Source organism: Pseudomonas sp. Pme6b, assembly GCF_058129925.1.
In genome coordinates, this window is the sequence record NZ_JBYJZN010000001.1 from 53,632 (window position 1) to 71,013 (window position 17,382).

15 protein-coding genes and 1 pseudogene are annotated in these 17,382 nt (G+C 53.1%); 6 read left to right on the forward strand and 10 right to left on the reverse strand.

Annotated features, from left to right (window positions below):
* Window positions 1-42 precede the first annotated feature (42 nt).
* On the reverse strand, window positions 43-1,023 hold the full coding sequence (locus tag AC4ANE_RS27955) for an IS5 family transposase (RefSeq protein WP_044424202.1): 981 nt from the start codon (window positions 1,021-1,023) through the stop codon (window positions 43-45).
* A gap of 76 nt (window positions 1,024-1,099) precedes the next feature.
* Window positions 1,100-1,942, reverse strand: a complete 843-nt coding sequence (xopAF, locus tag AC4ANE_RS27960) for a XopAF/AvrXv3 family type III secretion system effector (RefSeq protein WP_002556048.1) — start codon at window positions 1,940-1,942, stop codon at window positions 1,100-1,102.
* A gap of 428 nt (window positions 1,943-2,370) precedes the next feature.
* Here xopAF and AC4ANE_RS27965 point away from each other — a divergent pair.
* Window positions 2,371-2,837: pseudogene (locus AC4ANE_RS27965) on the forward strand (IS3 family transposase); the annotation flags it as partial.
* 131 nt (window positions 2,838-2,968) lie between these two features.
* Here the strand turns inward: AC4ANE_RS27965 and AC4ANE_RS27970 are convergent.
* Window positions 2,969-4,309, reverse strand: coding sequence for an amidase family protein (locus AC4ANE_RS27970; protein ID WP_002556047.1), 1,341 nt, complete (start codon window positions 4,307-4,309; stop codon window positions 2,969-2,971).
* A gap of 42 nt (window positions 4,310-4,351) precedes the next feature.
* Entirely contained in the window at window positions 4,352-6,025 is a 1,674-nt protein-coding gene (gene iaaM / locus AC4ANE_RS27975) for a tryptophan 2-monooxygenase (protein ID WP_002556046.1), read from the reverse strand.
* 200 nt (window positions 6,026-6,225) lie between these two features.
* On the opposite strand from iaaM, the gene AC4ANE_RS27980 reads away from it, so the two are divergent.
* Window positions 6,226-7,206, forward strand: a complete 981-nt coding sequence (locus tag AC4ANE_RS27980) for an IS5 family transposase (RefSeq protein WP_044424202.1) — start codon at window positions 6,226-6,228, stop codon at window positions 7,204-7,206.
* Window positions 7,207-7,288: 82 nt separating this feature from the next.
* Here AC4ANE_RS27980 and AC4ANE_RS27985 read toward each other — a convergent pair whose 3' ends face one another.
* Complete coding sequence (locus tag AC4ANE_RS27985) at window positions 7,289-8,767, reverse strand: IS4 family transposase (protein WP_460409032.1); 1,479 nt, start codon at window positions 8,765-8,767, stop codon at window positions 7,289-7,291.
* 263 nt (window positions 8,768-9,030) lie between these two features.
* On the opposite strand from AC4ANE_RS27985, the gene AC4ANE_RS27990 reads away from it, so the two are divergent.
* The 4 genes from AC4ANE_RS27990 (at window position 9,031) to AC4ANE_RS28005 (ending at window position 13,371) form a co-directional block, all read left to right on the forward strand.
* Window positions 9,031-10,407 (forward strand): MATE family efflux transporter, encoded by a 1,377-nt coding sequence (locus AC4ANE_RS27990; protein ID WP_002556044.1) that lies wholly within the window; start codon window positions 9,031-9,033, stop codon window positions 10,405-10,407.
* Window positions 10,408-10,487: 80 nt separating this feature from the next.
* Window positions 10,488-11,675: an indoleacetate--lysine synthetase gene (gene iaaL, locus AC4ANE_RS27995; RefSeq protein WP_031598440.1), complete on the forward strand. Its 1,188-nt coding sequence runs from the start codon at window positions 10,488-10,490 to the stop codon at window positions 11,673-11,675.
* A 204-nt stretch (window positions 11,676-11,879) separates the two neighbouring features.
* Window positions 11,880-12,161: a hypothetical protein gene (locus tag AC4ANE_RS28000; protein WP_460409034.1), complete on the forward strand. Its 282-nt coding sequence runs from the start codon at window positions 11,880-11,882 to the stop codon at window positions 12,159-12,161.
* On the forward strand, window positions 12,142-13,371 hold the full coding sequence (locus tag AC4ANE_RS28005; RefSeq protein ID WP_460409036.1) for an IS91 family transposase: 1,230 nt from the start codon (window positions 12,142-12,144) through the stop codon (window positions 13,369-13,371). The genes AC4ANE_RS28000 and AC4ANE_RS28005 overlap by 20 nt, the downstream gene beginning before the upstream one ends.
* A gap of 406 nt (window positions 13,372-13,777) precedes the next feature.
* On the opposite strand, the gene AC4ANE_RS28010 is transcribed toward AC4ANE_RS28005, so the two are convergent.
* The 5 genes from AC4ANE_RS28010 to AC4ANE_RS28030 form a co-directional block, all read right to left on the reverse strand.
* Window positions 13,778-14,176, reverse strand: a complete 399-nt coding sequence (locus AC4ANE_RS28010; RefSeq protein WP_141232798.1) for a chloride channel protein — start codon at window positions 14,174-14,176, stop codon at window positions 13,778-13,780.
* Between the two features lie 14 nt (window positions 14,177-14,190).
* Window positions 14,191-14,856 carry an amino acid ABC transporter permease gene (locus AC4ANE_RS28015; protein ID WP_031598555.1) on the reverse strand — a complete coding sequence of 222 codons (666 nt, stop codon included), beginning with the start codon at window positions 14,854-14,856 and terminating at the stop codon, window positions 14,191-14,193.
* 11 nt (window positions 14,857-14,867) lie between these two features.
* Window positions 14,868-15,530 carry an amino acid ABC transporter permease gene (locus tag AC4ANE_RS28020; RefSeq protein WP_031598554.1) on the reverse strand — a complete coding sequence of 221 codons (663 nt, stop codon included), beginning with the start codon at window positions 15,528-15,530 and terminating at the stop codon, window positions 14,868-14,870.
* A 64-nt stretch (window positions 15,531-15,594) separates the two neighbouring features.
* Window positions 15,595-16,431: a transporter substrate-binding domain-containing protein gene (locus AC4ANE_RS28025; RefSeq protein WP_002556066.1), complete on the reverse strand. Its 837-nt coding sequence runs from the start codon at window positions 16,429-16,431 to the stop codon at window positions 15,595-15,597.
* Window positions 16,432-16,457: 26 nt separating this feature from the next.
* Entirely contained in the window at window positions 16,458-17,372 is a 915-nt protein-coding gene (locus tag AC4ANE_RS28030) for an aminotransferase class IV (protein ID WP_002556065.1), read from the reverse strand.
* Window positions 17,373-17,382: the final 10 nt, after the last annotated feature.

Consider the following 17,382-nt stretch of genomic DNA (forward strand, 5'->3'; position numbering starts at 1 on the left):
ATGCAGTGTGAGTCGAGCGCGTTTTTCGCTCGGTTTTCCGTGTTAAGCGCGCAACTCACCCAAACCCATTAGTCGCTTTCGAGCCATCCACAGGTTCGACAGGGCGAACAGCGTGGTCAGTTGGGCCGTGTTTTTCATCAGCCCACGAAAGCGTACTTTCACGTAACCAAACTGGCGCTTGATGACCCGAAACGGATGCTCGACCTTGGCGCGTGTCTGCGCTTTGCAGTACTCGATCTTGCGCTTGGCTTTGTACAACAGGCTGCGTTTGTTCAGCTTGGAATACGTGCTGCGCCGCGCCGCGATTTGCCAGATCACGTTACGATTTTCGTGCTCTTCACGCTTCTCGACACCGGTGTAGCCAGCGTCCGCATAGACCGCGTTTTCTTCCCCGTGGAGCAGTTCGGCGACTTGAGTGACATCGGCCACATTGGCCGCAGTGCCATGGACGTGATGAACCAGTCCAGACTCAACGTCAGCGCCGATGTGGGCCTTCATACCGAAGAAATACTGGTTACCCTTCTTTGTCTGATGCATCTCGGGATCACGCTCGCCGTCTTTGTTCTTGGTCGAGCTTGGGGCATGAATAATGGTGGCATCGACGATGGTGCCCTGGCGCAGCGACAGGCCTTTTTCCTGCAAATAACCGTTGATGACCGCGAGGATTGCAGGAGCCAGTTGATGTTTCTCCAGCAGGTGCCGGAAGTTCATGATCGTGGTGTCTTCCGGTATCGGCGCACTCAACGTCAGGCGTGCAAACTGGCGCATGGGGGTGATTTCGTAGAGCGCTTCTTCCATGGCCGGATCACTCAGGGAGAACCAGTTCTGCAGCAGGTGAATGCGCAGCATGGTTTCCAGCGGATAAGGTTTTCTGCCACCGCCGGCCTTGGGGTAGAACGGTTCGATCAGGCCCAGCAGACCTGTCCAGGGGACGACCTGATCCATCTCGGCGAGGAAGCGTTCGCGGCGTGTCTGCTTGCGCTTGCTGGCATATTCGAAATCGGAAAAGCTCATCTGGCTCATGGGAGGCTCGGATCAGGTGGTCAGGCGATTTTCGCATAACCGGGACTTGTTCGGAGATTCCCTAGTGTTGGTTTAGTTAGCCAGTCACCAAATGTTTTATAAAGTGAGTCGAGTTGTCATCTAAAATAACAGCGCCCAGCAGAGTGTCAGAAGTTCTGTTTGCGCAGGTCTCGTCGAACTCTAGAGGAATCCCTTCATCTGCAAATAGCTGTTTCAATGCATCCGCCGTGCTAACTGAAAAATCACCCTCTCTATCCCCACCATGCATGGCGACACGCATTGTCAGACCCTGTGCTCTGGCATTTTGCAGATAATCGCGTATAGACGCTAAAACCTCTTCTGGCACAAGGTCTTCGTGACAAAAAGGGAGCAGATGGAATACGCGGACCTGCGCGCCCCGCATACGTTCACCCGTGTCAGCATCCACGTTTTCTGCAGCACAAGCAACAGCAATACAAGCAGTCATGTTATCTGTGACAACAGGCATGTTTATTTGACTCGTGCCAGCACTGTATAGATGCCGAGTCCCTTCGTCGTTGGGTGTAAGGCCGTTGAACCCCGCCACTTTGACAGTAGTGGTTCTGTCGATCTGAAAGCTGTAATCCAAACCTGTTTTAGAGTGATAGACACGGACCCACGGGAATGTAGATTCACTGCGATCCTTTATTGCATTGCCACTGTGCCGTCTTTCTGCTTGATAAGCGTCTAAAGAAACCATTTTAAGGGTATAATTTCCACCACGTCGTGCAAGTTGAAAATGAGAAAACTTTGCAGGACGTTCATTCATCTCGTCTGATGCTCTGTAGCTCGTAGACGCGGGTTGATGACCAAAAGTAGGCCTGGTGTTCGGAGAACTTGCAGAAGTTTCCAAGTTTTCACGATAGCTACTACTAGACGGTCTTGAAATACATAGTCCCATAACAATTATCTCTTTAGGATAGGGTTAAACTCTTAGATCATCTGTAGCTCATAGTGAATTTCGATGCAGAAATAGTTGCGCTGTCAAGTCTTCGCTCTCGCCTAAACCGCCGCCTAGATGCATTCGTGGCGGATCTGTGTACCCACCAAAATAAGCGCCAGATGACCCTGCTCTGCTGATACCCACCATATGCTGATTTTCTCCGCTTACGGGCTTGCAGGAAACTGAACCTGCAAAACAAAAATGGGTGGTAGCGGGCAAGAAAAAGTTCCATCTTGATGCATAGGCATTTTGAAATTCCTATGCATAAGGTCTGTCGCTTTCGTCGAGACCGCCGCCTGGATGTACTCGTGGTTGGACTTGGCACTGGGTGACGGAAATTTCTGGGATTCCGGCTTACAACCCCAGTCTCCGAGAAACCCGGGGCGGTTCAGCCCGACATCCCTAATGTTTTGAACCGGGAGTTTGATGTGCCCGCTCCTGACCACGTCTGGTGTGGCGATATCACTTACATCTGGGCTCAAGGGAAATGGCAGTATCTGGCGGTTGTGCTAGATCTTTTTGCCCGCCGTGTTGTGGGCTGGGCGTTGTCGGGAAAGCCGGATGCCGACTTGGTCATCAAGGCCTTGGACATGGCTTACGGGCAGCGAGGGAAGCCTCAGGGTTTGCTGTTCTACTCCGACAGGGCTCGCAATATGGAAGCCGGAGTTTTCGCCAGCGCCTTCGGCGATATCGCATGCGTCAGAGCATGAGCAGGCGAGGGAACTGTTGGGATAATGCGCGGATGGAGCGGGTGTTCAGGAGTCTGAAAACCGAGTGGATACCGACCATAGGCTGCACGACGGTCCAACAAGCTCAGCGGGATATCAGCCATTTTCCTGCACTTTTAGACCATCTAGCGCACCAGTAACTGTCTAGAGTACGATTTTTTCCGAATTCTGCGCTCCCCAAAAAGGCCCCGTCGCTCAATGCACGCGAGGGGGCCGACACCGCGAACCGCATCAACCATCGTCGGCCACTGAATCCTCAACGTTCTAATACCTGCTCTATGGCACTGACTCTGCTCAGCAAAAGTGCGTCTCGCCCTCTTAGAGCATCAAAGCTCAAGCCGACCGGCAATCGCCCTTCTGGCCCGACAGGAATAGTAATGGAGGGGAGCATCGCATTGCTGGCCAGGTCGGTATTGCGAATTGCCTGACTGAAAAACTCTGGTCGGTCAGCATGATCCAGATGAGGTACCCGGCAAGGTACCGTGGGGTACCCCAGGAGCTCGATATTATGACGAGCAAATAGCTCATCCATTTTTCTTTTCAACAGCTCGCCATTTTGCAGTGAACTCAAATAGTGAGCCGGTTTTATAGCGCCCTCCCCAAGGTGGTGATTGATGATGCCTTTCACGTTGGCATCATCAACCTGTGCAAAAATATGATGGATACCGTGCTTCCAGCCCAAGGAGAGCAATGACTGAGCAAGGTCGGCAAAGAATTCGTAAAGCGGAACGGTGAACGTGAGTGTCTGGTTCAGTTCGACAATATCGGCATCATCAATTTCAATAAACTCGAACCCTGTCTTGCGCAGCAGGCTGAGTGCATTCACGCATGCCCTCTCCACCTCGCCATCCAGATCGGACCACATGGAGACCGGTAGGCCGATTCGACAGGGGGCCGTCCTGCTCAGGGGAAAAGACTGCTGCTTGCCTGACAACAGTCCGTACAAAAATCCGGCGTCGCCTGCCGTTCGTGTCAGCAACCCAACGCAATCCTTTGTATGAGAAACAGGGATAATGCCTGCCGTTGACCAGCGTCCAGTAGTGGGTCTGAAGCCCGTAATGCCGCAGAAGGCCGCCGGTATTCTTATCGAGCCCCCCGTGTCGGTCCCCACCGACAGCGGAACAATTCCACTTGCCACTGCGGCGGCACTTCCACCACTACTACCTCCGGCACAATAACCGGGGGCCACGGGGTTTCCCACGGTTCCCCAATGAGGATTGATGGAGGTCACTCCGAAACTGAGTTCGTGCATGTTGTTCTTGCCAGCGACCACAGCCCCGAGGGCTCTGAGTTGACTGACAATCGCAGCATCCTGATCAGATACGAAACCGGACATTCCTCGCGTCCCGGCTGTCAACGGCAAACCGCGAACACAGATATTATCCTTGAAGGAAACCGGCATTCCCCAGAGTGGAGTACCCTTCATTGCATGATCAGCCTCGCCAAACTGGCTGACCGCATCACCCTCACGTATGAAACAGTTCAAACGGGCCAAGCGGGCCTCAGTATCGAGCGCACGCTCGCGCAGCTCCGCAGCGGCAATCTCGCCATCAGCCAATGCCTGGCACAGCGATTCAAGTGTGATTATTTCATGCATGCTCTTTTCACCCGTATTAGCTTAGCGCTGCTCTCAGGACTGTTAATAGCGATAGGAGGCGTTGATACAGTCCAGCGGGTTGCCTTTTGACAGTTGCCCTCCGGTGCTGCGCAGCACCGCGCAAGCACTGTTCAATGCTGTCTGGACAGCACCTTCGATCCACCCTCCGGCAAAAGAGCAACTGCAGCCAGCCAGATAGAGCCCCGTGTCTTTATTGGGACTGTTCGCTGTCATTGGTTGAAAAAACAATCGCTGCGAGTAAACGTCCTCGCCGGGATAATTGAGTTTGAAAGCGCCCGCAGAATGGGGATCGGTGAGCCAGTCATGGTGCAATACATACCGCTCATAATCCCCATCAACGGGCAGGAGATAACTGGCGAACGTCGGGTGTATCGCAGCAAGGTCATCAACCAGTACCTGGCAACGCGTTTTCTTGTCAGGCATCGCCAGCATTTTTTGAGCGTCGTCTTCCCACGTGTAACTGAGCAGAACAACGCCATGCCCCTCAGGTTCATCGGGCTGATAATCCAGACAATAGACGCCGCGCACCAGACCGTCCGACTGGATGGTGGTGGGAAGCTTGTTTTTTATCCAGAATTTGGTTCGGGTGAGAATGAAAAGCTTCGATGAACCTGTCAGATGGGTTTCGCGGACAGCACGAGCGACATCACGACTCAGAAAGCTCTCGCTATCCGTGAGGCAGTGAATCATTTGCATGGCCCGATTACTGCTAGTGACAATTACTCGATCAAATACACGCTGTTCTCCTGCTTCCGTCTGGATGATGATTTTTTCAGCTTCTCTGGAAATGCGACCTACCCGGCTAAAACAAACGCGGTCCCTTAACGCTTTGCCGTCAAACGACTGATCAGCGAGTCTCGCGGCCAGACTGGATATCCCGTCCGGAATCAGTCGCTGGTCACTTTGGTATCCGTTGATAACCATCCGCAGTATTTCCGTAAAGCCAGCCTGAAAGACTGGCAAAAACCCGCCCGAGCCTATGCCAAGCGAGCCAAACAGCTCAAAGTCTTCAGGACGAGCCCATCTGTCGCCGCCTGGCGGATGGCGGCCAGTAAAAATACAGACAATCGCGTTATAGAATGAACAATCCCGGAATACATTGAGCCATCCCTGCCATGCGATCGCTGCCTCTTCCAGACGACCCGACTTCAGCATTGCGGTAATGTCCAGCGGGGCAACTAAAGAACCGCCTTCAAGGAGGTAACCTTCGGACAATAGAGACTGCCACCCCTCATAGACTCGCCTGAATAATTCGGGCGGCTTTTTGCCCGCTGGCCAGTGATAGCGCTTGCCACGGTAATGCAGCTCCGTGTCCACCACACCAGGATCCGGAAAGGTGGTCGACGTCGAAATACCAAACTTTTTCAGGTAGTGGAAAAGGCCAGTTGCACTGGGAGGAAAGCGCATCGCACCCATTTCTGCAATGTAACGTGGACGAGTCTGATCGAAAACTTGAGACCATACCCGTCCCCCGATTCGATCACGCGATTCATATAAGACAACGTCCTTGACTCCCGCACGTAATAGTTCAGTTGCAGCGACCAGCCCACTGATGCCGGCACCGACTATCGCTACCCGAGGGGTGGGCGTTCCGGCTGAATAGCTGCCTATGCCTCCCGTCATTTCACATTTTTTCAGAAAGGGACCGTAGTCGTACAAAATATCAATACTGGGTGAATTAAAATGGTCATACATAACGCGACTCTACCCTCTTCGACCTTACGTGCTACCCGGATTACGATTCTTTAAATGAAACTGAAACAGCACCTTTTAACGGCAGCCGCCAAAATCCAAAACACCTGAACCATTCCTTCAAACCATGCTAGTCCTCTAAGGAATCTCCGAACAAGTCCCGGTTATGCGAAAATCGCCTGACCACCTGATCCGAGCCTCCCATGAGCCAGATGAGCTTTTCCGATTTCGAATATGCCAGCAAGCGCAAGCAGACACGCCGCGAACGCTTCCTCGCCGAGATGGATCAGGTCGTCCCCTGGACAGGTCTGCTGGGCCTGATCGAACCGTTCTACCCCAAGGCCGGCGGTGGCAGAAAACCTTATCCGCTGGAAACCATGCTGCGCATTCACCTGCTGCAGAACTGGTTCTCCCTGAGTGATCCGGCCATGGAAGAAGCGCTCTACGAAATCACCCCCATGCGCCAGTTTGCACGCCTGACGTTGAGTGCGCCGATACCGGAAGACACCACGATCATGAACTTCCGGCACCTGCTGGAGAAACATCAACTGGCTCCTGCAATCCTCGCGGTCATCAACGGTTATTTGCAGGAAAAAGGCCTGTCGCTGCGCCAGGGCACCATCGTCGATGCCACCATTATTCATGCCCCAAGCTCGACCAAGAACAAAGACGGCGAGCGTGATCCCGAGATGCATCAGACAAAGAAGGGTAACCAGTATTTCTTCGGTATGAAGGCCCACATCGGCGCTGACGTTGAGTCTGGACTGGTTCATCACGTCCATGGCACTGCGGCCAATGTGGCCGATGTCACTCAAGTCGCCGAACTGCTCCACGGGGAAGAAAACGCGGTCTATGCGGACGCTGGCTACACCGGTGTCGAGAAGCGTGAAGAGCACGAAAATCGTAACGTGATCTGGCAAATCGCGGCGCGGCGCAGCACGTATTCCAAGCTGAACAAACGCAGCCTGTTGTACAAAGCCAAGCGCAAGATCGAGTACTGCAAAGCGCAGACACGCGCCAAGGTCGAGCATCCGTTTCGGGTCATCAAGCGCCAGTTTGGTTACGTGAAAGTACGCTTTCGTGGGCTGATGAAAAACACGGCCCAACTGACCACGCTGTTCGCCCTGTCGAACCTGTGGATGGCTCGAAAGCGACTAATGGGTTTGGGTGAGTTGCGCGCTTAACACGGAAAACCGAGCGAAAAACGCGCTCGACTCACACTGCATCAGACCGTTTTCAGAAAAATAGCGCTATGTGCCTGGCAAATTACGGCTTGCCACCGCTGCGCGGCAAGTTGATCGGAGCATCCCTAAAATTAATAAGCACTAACGACCGCGCTGGCCGACCACGCACTGGCTTGCGTATAGGGGGTGTAAGCCGGACAATGGCATTCGGTAAAGGTTTTGGTGGTGCTCCAAACGAATTCCATAGCGTGCGGGGCTTGGAGGAGCGCCGCGGGTACTGCCGCCTGGGGCGCTTGCGCTGTCTGATTCGGGCCACTGCCACCATCGCCTTGTCCAGCCAGTTCGCAGGAGTCCGTCCGGGCATCAGCACCAGATTTTCCAAGTGGCGTCCCACCAAAAACATACAATGCTTGAAATTGATTTTCAACGTCTTGCCGGTTTGTGGCCATGAGGTCGTGGCGTTGGATTCCACTGGCTGGTCATCGCAAGGCAGTCGGTTGCGCGTGTCTGTTTCAAACAGCCGGGCAAGGTTGATCAGCAGGAAGTGTCCGGAGATATCATGCTTTACACCGCGCTCTGTTTGCGAATGAAAGTCCTTCACATCAATGAACTGTTTCGAGACCTTGTACAACTCTTCGATGCCCCAGCGCCCGTGATACAGGTCCGCAAAACAGTCCGCAGGATAACCGGTCTGATTCATCAGGGTTGTGGCATACACATGGGTTTCATCCTCGATCCTGCATTTCACCAATCTGATGGCAAGTGGCTGAAACCCAGTAGTGGGTCCGCGCTTCTTGAGGCCATGTTTCACAGCGGGCGACGGGACGTAGTCGATGATGGCATCCTTGCGGTCACTATCCCAGAACGCGGCCACCTGCGAATTAGTGGTCCCTTGCTGCAGGCGGAATACGGCGTGTTGCCCGCTGGCCAAGACTTGATGCAGGATCTGGTAGCTGAAGTAACCCCGGTCGAAAATGACCAGATATCCCCGCTCCAGTTTTGCCAGATGTTCCGGCACACAGCGGCGTTCGTCTTTATGAGTGCCAGCTCGAAATCGTAAAATCAACTGCTCTTGCAAATTGTACAACCCGCTCACCATGGCGCAAAGGTAATGCCGTGTCGTCTCCCGTGGCGTTTTATAGCCGTATTCCAGCAGACTGCGGGGCGCATTGATTTTCGATCCGTCGATGGCAAAGACCCGATGCCCTTTCCAGGTTGGTGTGTCCCGGTGAGCGTGCCACAGTGAAATCAGTTCGTCGTAGAGCGTTTTGAAAACGGCTTCTGGCAACTTCTGCCGGGCCTCACACAGGGAAGATGCTGCAACGGCATCCGTACGGGGCAGAGCGATCCCTTTGTCTGCACACGACTCCCACAGTGCGCCCAGGCTGCTGCCATAACCCTGCAGGTTTCTACTTAAAACCATCTTCAGTATGAATACGACCAACAACCGGGTATCAATCACACGCCTGCGTTTTTGCCATTCTGAATCCGTGGACTGACAGGTTTGCTGAAATAATTTACCGACTTTTGTCCAGAACACAGACATTTTCTCATGGGACATTGAGGTGGTGCCTTGCTTCATTTTCAAGCAAACTAACATAGCGCATTTTAACCGAATGCCATTGTCCGGCGTACCCCCCTGTACGAAAGTCGGGGAGTGTGGTTCATGCAAGGCAAAAAAGGCGAGGAAGCGGTTTCTACGGATTGTAAATGAGTGTTCTGAGCTTGTTTTAACGCATTATCACGGAGCTTAGCCACTTTTCATACAGAGCTTCAGTGATGCAATGCCGTGCTCTTCTGAGATCAGTGAGAAGATAAGGATCAATGGTAGTTATCAAAGCAGTCTTCACCAGGGGTTCGGTGTTGCGGCATGTTGTGTTCATGACCAGCACCAGTGCGACCAGCCTGCTGTCGATCTTTCTGATCGAAGTGCTGACCGTGGTTTACATCGCGATGCTGCGTGACGACAGTTTGTTGGCTGCGTTCGCTATAGCCAAAACCCTGCTGTTCTTCCTCATTTCGATGATTCTTGGCATAGCCGTGGCGGTCTCGACAACCGTTTCGAGAAGCCTGGGCAGCGGCGTGCCGGATCAAGCCAGACGCCTCGCCAGTAGTGGTGTGCTGCTTGCCAGCATGGCTACTGTTTGTGGCGCTGCGCTTGAGCTAGTAGTTCTCGATCAAGCCATCCGCATGTTGGGCGGAGAGGGCAACAGTTTTACCGCGGCGCGTGAGTATCTGTGGCTAACCCTTCCGGCTTCGGTGCTGGTCGCTGTCGAGCAGCTATGCGTGCAGATCCTGCGCAGTGCAGGCTTCGGCAAACAGGCGATGTGGACCCTGCTGACGGCGACGGCCGCCGTTGCCATCGCAGATCCGCTGCTTATTGTGGTGTTCGATCTGGGCCTGGTGGGTGCCGGCATCGCCTACCTGATATCGAGCCTGGTATCGGCCTGTCTGGGGTTTTACTACGTTCACCGAGTCGCCCATCTGACCTGTCGGGTCAGCCTGAAGAACCTGTCAGGTGACATCAGAAATATCGGGCGAACCGCCTTGCCAGCGGTGATTGGCAACCTGGCAACTCCAGTGGGCATGGCCTACGTAATGGCTGCGATGGCGCCGTTCGGATCTCAGGCGCTGGCGACTATCGGGGTGATCGACAGGGTCATTCAGGTTGCTTTTTGTGTCGTGTTCGCCTTGCCCGGTGCGCTGATCCCGATACTGGGGCAAAACCTGGGCGCAATGAACACTGCTCGCGTGTCGCAAGCCATAAAGATGACGTACGGATTGTTGATCGGCTACGGCTCAGTGACCTCGCTGTTACTCATTCTGCTCGCTGAGCCATTAGCCAGCTTGTTTCATGTCGCCGGTGAAGGCCAAGTCGTGTTCTTCGCGTTCTGCCGATGGGGCGGCGCCCTCTGGACGCTCATCGGGCTGCAATTCATTGCCACCTCAGTCTTCCTCAGTATGGGGCGACCGGCGTACGTCACACTGTTCGGCTGGTTGCGCGCCAGCCTGGGAACCATGCCGTTCGTGTGGTATGGGGCACATAAATTTGGCAGCGTCGGGGTAATGCTCGGGCAGTTGCTGGGTAACACCATAGTGGCCTTTTGTGCCTGCTGGCTCGCGCATCTGCTCATGAAAAAGATGTTGGACATCGAGATCCATTCAATAGGGAACCGATCCCTCCACAGGAGTAACTCATAATCCACGTTTTGCCCACCCTTGGCTGTCGTCAGGTGGGCAGGATGTCCAGGAAATCAAAAAACGGACTATAGAGGACTCGCATGACTGCCTACGATATGGAAAAGGAATGGAGCAGAATTTCCAGCACTGCCGCTAAAATCCACCAGAACAACGATTTTGAAGGATTCACTTATCAGGACTTCAGAACCCACGTACCGATCATGGACAAAGACGGCTTCGCGGCACAGACTGAACGCTGTCTAGAGCGCAATGAGCGAAACTGCCTGATCGGCTTTACCAGTGGCACCAGCGGCAACATCAAACGCTGTTATTACTACTACGACTGCGAAGTCGATGAAGACAGCTCCCTCTCCAACGTCTTCCGCAGCAACGGCTTTATTCTGCCCGGTGATCGCTGCGCCAACCTGTTCACGATCAACCTGTTTTCTGCTCTGAACAACACGATTACCATGATGGCCGGTAACTGCGGTGCTCACGTCGTGTCCGTAGGTGACATCACCCTGGTGACCAAGAGCCATTTCGAAGCGCTTAACTCGATCAAGCTCAACGTACTGCTCGGCGTGCCATCCACTATCTTGCAGTTCATCAATGCCATGCAACATAACGGTGTGCACATCAATATCGAGAAGGTTGTCTTCACCGGCGAGAGCCTGAAAACTTTCCAGAAGAAAATCATCAGGCAAGCCTTTGGCGAACAAGTCTCCATCGTCGGTGTGTATGGCAGTTCCGAGGGCGGCATTCTCGGTTTCACCAACAGCCCTTGCCACACTGAATACGAGTTTCTGTCCGACAAGTATTTCATCGAAAAAGAAGGCGACAGCATCCTCATCACCTCGCTGACCCGAGAAAACTTTACGCCGCTGCTGAGGTATCGCCTAGGAGACACCGCAACCCTTTCGATGAAAGGCGACAAGCTCTACCTGACAGACATCCAGCGGGAGGACATGAGCTTCAACTTCATGGGCAACCTCATCGGGCTGGGCATCATTCAGCAAACGATTAAACAGACACTGGGCCGATCGCTGGAAATCCAGGTTCACCTGTCAGTGACCGAAGAGCGCAAGGAACTGGTGACCGTTTTCGTTCAGGCCTCTGAAGTCGATGAAGACGAACGCGTCAGAATCGAAACAGCCATCGCCGATATCCCCGACATCAAAGAGGCGTATCAGAAAAACCAAGGCAGCGTGTCGGTCCTGCGCAAGGATGCCAGAGACTACGCGGTCTCGGAGCGAGGCAAAATGCTCTACATCATCGACCGCCGAAACTGAATGGCTGATGTGAACGAGTGAGTAGCTGCACCGACGGGGCCTTTGGCGGTGTCGGTGCAGTTTTTTAGAGGATTCGGAAGCGCCAGAGGTCAGAGTCCACGAAACTGGAACGAACTGGGCAGCCTGCGGCTGCAAATTGTGGGATTTTGAAATCGGTTATCATAGCCGAAATCGAGTCGATCCCTCCTCAGCACAGGCTTACACATGGCGTCAGAGACCAAAAAACGTAAACGGGCGAGCCGGGCAAAAGCCAAGGCAAAGCAGACCCGTCTCCAACGCGCCGGGCATACTACCTTCGTGCCCGATACCGACTTTTCCTTCGATATCGATCCTTTCGGTGATGTCGATCTTTGTAGTTGCTGCCAGACAACGTATCTGAACGACAGGTTTCCCGACGCTTCTTGCGTAAGCATTTCGATGAGAGAAGGGCCAGGCGGATTGGCCATCACCGCCGTCATTCACCACGATGAGGAGCCGCCCTGCTGACGTGGCCTCTGCACCGCCTGCTTACAAACCTCGACCGCTCAAAAACCTCTTCACGGCCAACGGCTGCTGGGCAGATTTGCTGGAAGCCGGCGGTCTGCGCCAAATCGAAGTGGAGTCGATCAGCAAAATGCTCGCCTGCGGCACCTCGATACTGGGCGTCAAACACTACACCTGTGCCAATGAGCATTGCCCGCACGTCAAATACCTGTGCAACACCTGCCATTGCCGGGCCTGTCCTTCCTGCGGCAAAAAGGCCACCGACCAGTGGATCGCCGTGCAAAACAACCGTCTGCCCGACTGCCCCTGGCAGCATCTGGTGTTCACGCTGCCCGACACGCTGTGGTCCCTGTTCTTCTACAACCGCTGGCTGCTCGATGCGCTGTTTCGTCTGGCGGCCGATAACCTGATCTACACCGCCAAGCGGCGCGGTTTGCGCGTCGGGATTTTCGGTGCGCTGCACACCTATGGCCGGCGGCTCAACTGGCATCCCCACGTCCACCTGTCGGTGACCGCGGGCGGCCTGGATGAGCAGGGCGTCTGGAAAAATCTGTCGTTCCACAAAGAGGCCCTGCGGCGGCGCTGGATGTGGCTGGTGCGCGATTACCTGCTGGGACAGCCGCTTTCGCAATTGACGATGCCGCCGCAGCTGGCCCACATCCACTGTGAAAGCGACTGGCGCCGTCTGATACTGGCCGCTGGTGGCCAGCACTGGCACATCCACTTGTCGAAGAAGACGGAAAACGGCCGAAAGACCGTCAATTACCTGGGCCGCTACCTGAAAAAACCGCCGATCTCGGGCAGTCGTCTGGCCCATTACACCTGCGGGGCCACGTTGAGCTTTACCTACCTGGATCACCGCACGCAGACCTATCAGCAGGAAACGCTGAGCCAGGCCGACATGCTGCGCCGGGTGGTGCAGCACATCCCGGAAAAGCATTTCCGGATGATCCGGTATTTTGGTTTTCTGGCCAATCGGGTGTGTGGGAAATACCTGCCGAAGGTCTATGAAGCATTGAAGATGGCGACGCCAGGACCGACACCGAAGCTGTATTTTGTGCAGATGGCCAAAGCCTTTCTAAACGTCGATCCGTTCCGCTGCGTGCTGTGTGGCGCGCGGATGGTCTACACGGCGGCAATCAGCGGGCTGACGGTGCAGGGACTGGTCCTCAACGCTCAGGCAATCGCGCAGATGAGGTACGTGAAGCCCTGACAGGGGGAAGGTGCGTCCGCACCTAGGCTCAGCGGTAAAATAACCTGCACAAATTCGGATTGATAGGGATTTTCACTGCATAAGTAACGCATCAGCGTCTTCCTACGCATCGCTATGAAGGCATGACGCCTCCTTCACAGCGTCAGGTTCATGCATAGGCATTTTGAAATTCCTATGCATGGACTGATCCTCAACGCTCAGGCGATCGCGCAGATGAGGTACGTGAAGCCCTGACAGGGGTAAGGTGCGTCCGCACCTAGGCTTCGCGGTGAAATAACCTGCATTAACGCTTACTGATAGGGATTTTCACTACATAAGTAACGCATCAGCGTCTTCCTACGCATCGCTATGAAGGCATGACGCCTCCGTCATAGCGTCAGCCTGATGCATAGGCATTTTGAAATTCCTATGCATCAAGTGCAGCTAATTGAATCATGGCGCCTTCACGCCCAATTGAGGTGCCGCTAACTATACTAATTAAGGATGAAGCGCATCTGAATATCGAAGTGCCCACCGGAATTTTTGCCTCTACCGTGTCTATAACCTCAAGATAATCGGTCGGTCCCTTCGACTTTTCCTCTTTACGCACTGCTAGCTGAAGTATTGCACCCGCCACTAACCCGCCAAGACCTACCGTGATCAGTGGAAAGTACCACGGTTGCTGCGTGGCTAAGCCGCCATAGGATTCAGCTGACCCGTACAGCAACACGCTTAGCCAATGAATGGCAGTTTTAAAGAACCAAGTGGCGCCTGCTGCGAGAATTCCCACGGGCACGGCTAAAAGATAGAGGCCGTACCGGCTCATATTGAACACCACAATCAATCGAACCTGGCGAACTTCTTCTCTAGCCTTGCTGACAGCCAACTCCCTGGATAAATCACCAGAAAATAGATCAATGCGACACAGGTAAATACTTCCAGTGGCTTATAGAATGCAGAACTCAACAAACGTCCTTGGTACATGATTTCATGGACCGCAATGACCGAGCAAAGGGACGTCATCTTAGCCATCTCGATACCACGATTTGTAAATGCGGGTAGCATCCGCTTGAAGACCTGCGGGAAAATTATTCGTTTCAAGATTTGGCTCTGAGCCATACCAATTGCCTTAGCCCCCTCCCATTGCCCACGGGCTACGGATTGAATGCCGCTACGGTATATCTCCGTGCAGTACGCAGAGGTGTTGAGCGTCAGGCCCAGGATAGCGGCTTCAAATGCACTAAGCTGCTGCCCCGTGAGTACGGGCAATGCATAGTAAAACCAAATTAGCTGGATGAGCACTGGCGTGTTACGAAAAACTTCGACATATGCGATAGCTAAGCAATTTAAAATCCGGCTGTTGGAGGTCCTTGCCAATCCCATAGCCGCCCCGATAGCCATGCCAATTGGAAAGGCGACGATCCACAGTTGAAGAGTCATCCATACCCCGCGCATAAGAACTGGCAGACTCGCGAGTGTTACGGTCATATCCCAAGAAAAATTCATATCGACACTCCTCAATACCTACCCATGCGGTGTTCAGCAAAACGGAAGACTGTACTCAGCATCAGCAGTGACACGAAATAGATTAGTGCGACAGTCGTATAGACCTCTAGAGGGCGGAAGGTGATACTGTTCACTTGCATTGCTTCGTAGACGATGTCTGCGTATGCCAGGGTGGACGCAAGTGAGGTGGTTTTAGTCAGTTCAAATGTCCGCTCTATGAATGGACCGGTCATCCTGCGCATTGCCTGAGGAACGATTACACGATAAAGGGCCCTTGAATGCGTCATGCCGATTGCTTTTGCTCCCTCCCATTGGCCACGCTCAATAGATTTGATACCTCCGCGAAAAACCTCTCCATAGAAAGCCCCTGATTGTGTCGCCAGAGCGATGGTCGCAGCCCAATAAGGAGATAGGTTGATCCCCGCCACCATCGGCAAAGCATAAAAAAACCAAAAAAAGTGCACTAACGGTGGCGTATTTCGATAAAACTCCACGAAGATAGTTGCTGGTACAGACAAATACCTTTTAGGCGACAGGCGCATCAATGCTACAGCGAGGCCTACTAGGATACCAAGCCCAATGGCCAACCCGGCCAACTGAGCTGTTCCTATAATGCCGGTCCAAAACATGTCGCGGTACTGCCAAACCGCGCCAAAGTCCCATTGATAGTCCATGGTACACCTAAATCGTTAAATATAATTGGAGCTGGGAGCAGCTGAAGCCGCACCCAATTTCGTCTTAGTTGCTTTTCATAACACTTGGTACTTTAGCTGGGTCCAATCCTTTGGTAGCCATGTAGCCAGCGAAGATTTTCTGGATATCTCCCGAATCATTCAACTTCTGGATCTCGGTATTAAGATAGCTGACCCAGACTTGGTCTTCTTCTTTTCGAACGCCTGCGCTAGTAGGTATTTCGACAACAGGCTCTGGAACAATCAAATTTCCGGTATGGATGTGGGACTGCGCGATGGCGAGCACGGGGTGATAGAAGGCGAATGCATCTACACGTTTCGCCATAAAGGCCGCGACGGTCTCATCAGTATTCGCGAAGCGCTCAATCTTGGCATTGGGTAAACGCTTGGTCAGATCACGATCAGTAGCAGTCCCGAGGGCAACCCCAATGCGCACGTCCGGTTTGTTTAGATCTTCCCAGCTATCAGCTTTCAAACCGTCCTTCGCCAGCACCCCCTGCTTGTACCAGAGCAACGGTTGGGTAGGAAAATCCAGCGCTTTTTTGCGTTCTTCTGTCGCATCCAATACGAAAAACACGTCGATTTGGTTCGCTTGAAGGGCAGCGGGGGCGTTGCCGTAGGTGGTTTCAACCGGTACGACTTTTATGCCGAGGTCCTCGCCTATTTTCTCGCCGACTCTGAAGCCGACACCGGTCCACTCACCACTGATCGGATCCTTGTAATACCAAGGATCGCCAGACGCCACACCTATTCGTAGTACCTTAGCGCTCTTGACCTTGTCCAGAGTGTTTTCCGCAGCCGTTGCAATGAGCGGAAATGCAGTGGCGCAGCATACCAACACCGCACAAGCCGAATTACGAACTACCTTACTGAGACTTTTCATGGTTTCCCCCTGAAACTTAGGCTTAGTTAACTGTTAATGTAGTTTTCGTACAATTCTGCAAGCTTGGCAGTTAGTGGGCCAGGATTGCCTTCCCCAATGACCTTTCCGTCTACAACCGTAACAGGCGTGATTCCACCCAATGTCCCGGTGAGAAAAGCTTCATCGGCGGTGTATACTTCGGCCAAGGTGTAATCCCCGACGAACAACTTGATACCATTCTCTTCGGCAAGGCGCTTGATATTCTTATGTGTAATACCGTTGAAATTGTATTTCCCTGTCGAAGTCCATAACTCATCATTACGCACTATAAAAAAGTTCGTTGAGTTGCAGCTCGCAACAAAGCCATGCGGATCCAGCATAAGTGCTTCGTCCGCACCGGCATTGATTGCTTGTATTAGAGCCTGGATAAAATTCAGGCGACTGTGTGAATTAAGACGCAGATCGAAAACATCAGGGCCACTGCAACGATAAGTCGACGTAAACAGTTTAAGTCCGGTCTTCTTGCTCTTATCGATCACTTTGTATTCTGCCACGATCACGATGGTTGCTTTACCCAGCGCAAAACGGGGATCTTGATTTGGCGTATGTTTCTTACCCCGAGTAACCATTAGACGCACATGGGCGCCATCAGCCATACTGTTGACCTCAAATGTCTTGAGGACGAGAGCCTTAAGCTCCTCCTTTGTATGGCCTATATCCAACTCAATAGATTTAGCGCCTTCGAAAATTCGATTTATATGCAAGTCAAAGGATACAACTTTACCCTTTACAAGTCGCAGGCCCTCCCAAACACCATCACCAAGCACAAAGCCACTATCGAATACGGAAACAGTAGCTTCGTTTTTTGGGACGAACTCACCATTTAAATAAACCAACACGTTTTCATTGCGGCTGTCAGGCAGATAGCCCTGGGAGCTGGTAGTCGAGCGAGCGGTACTCATGTGAAATCCT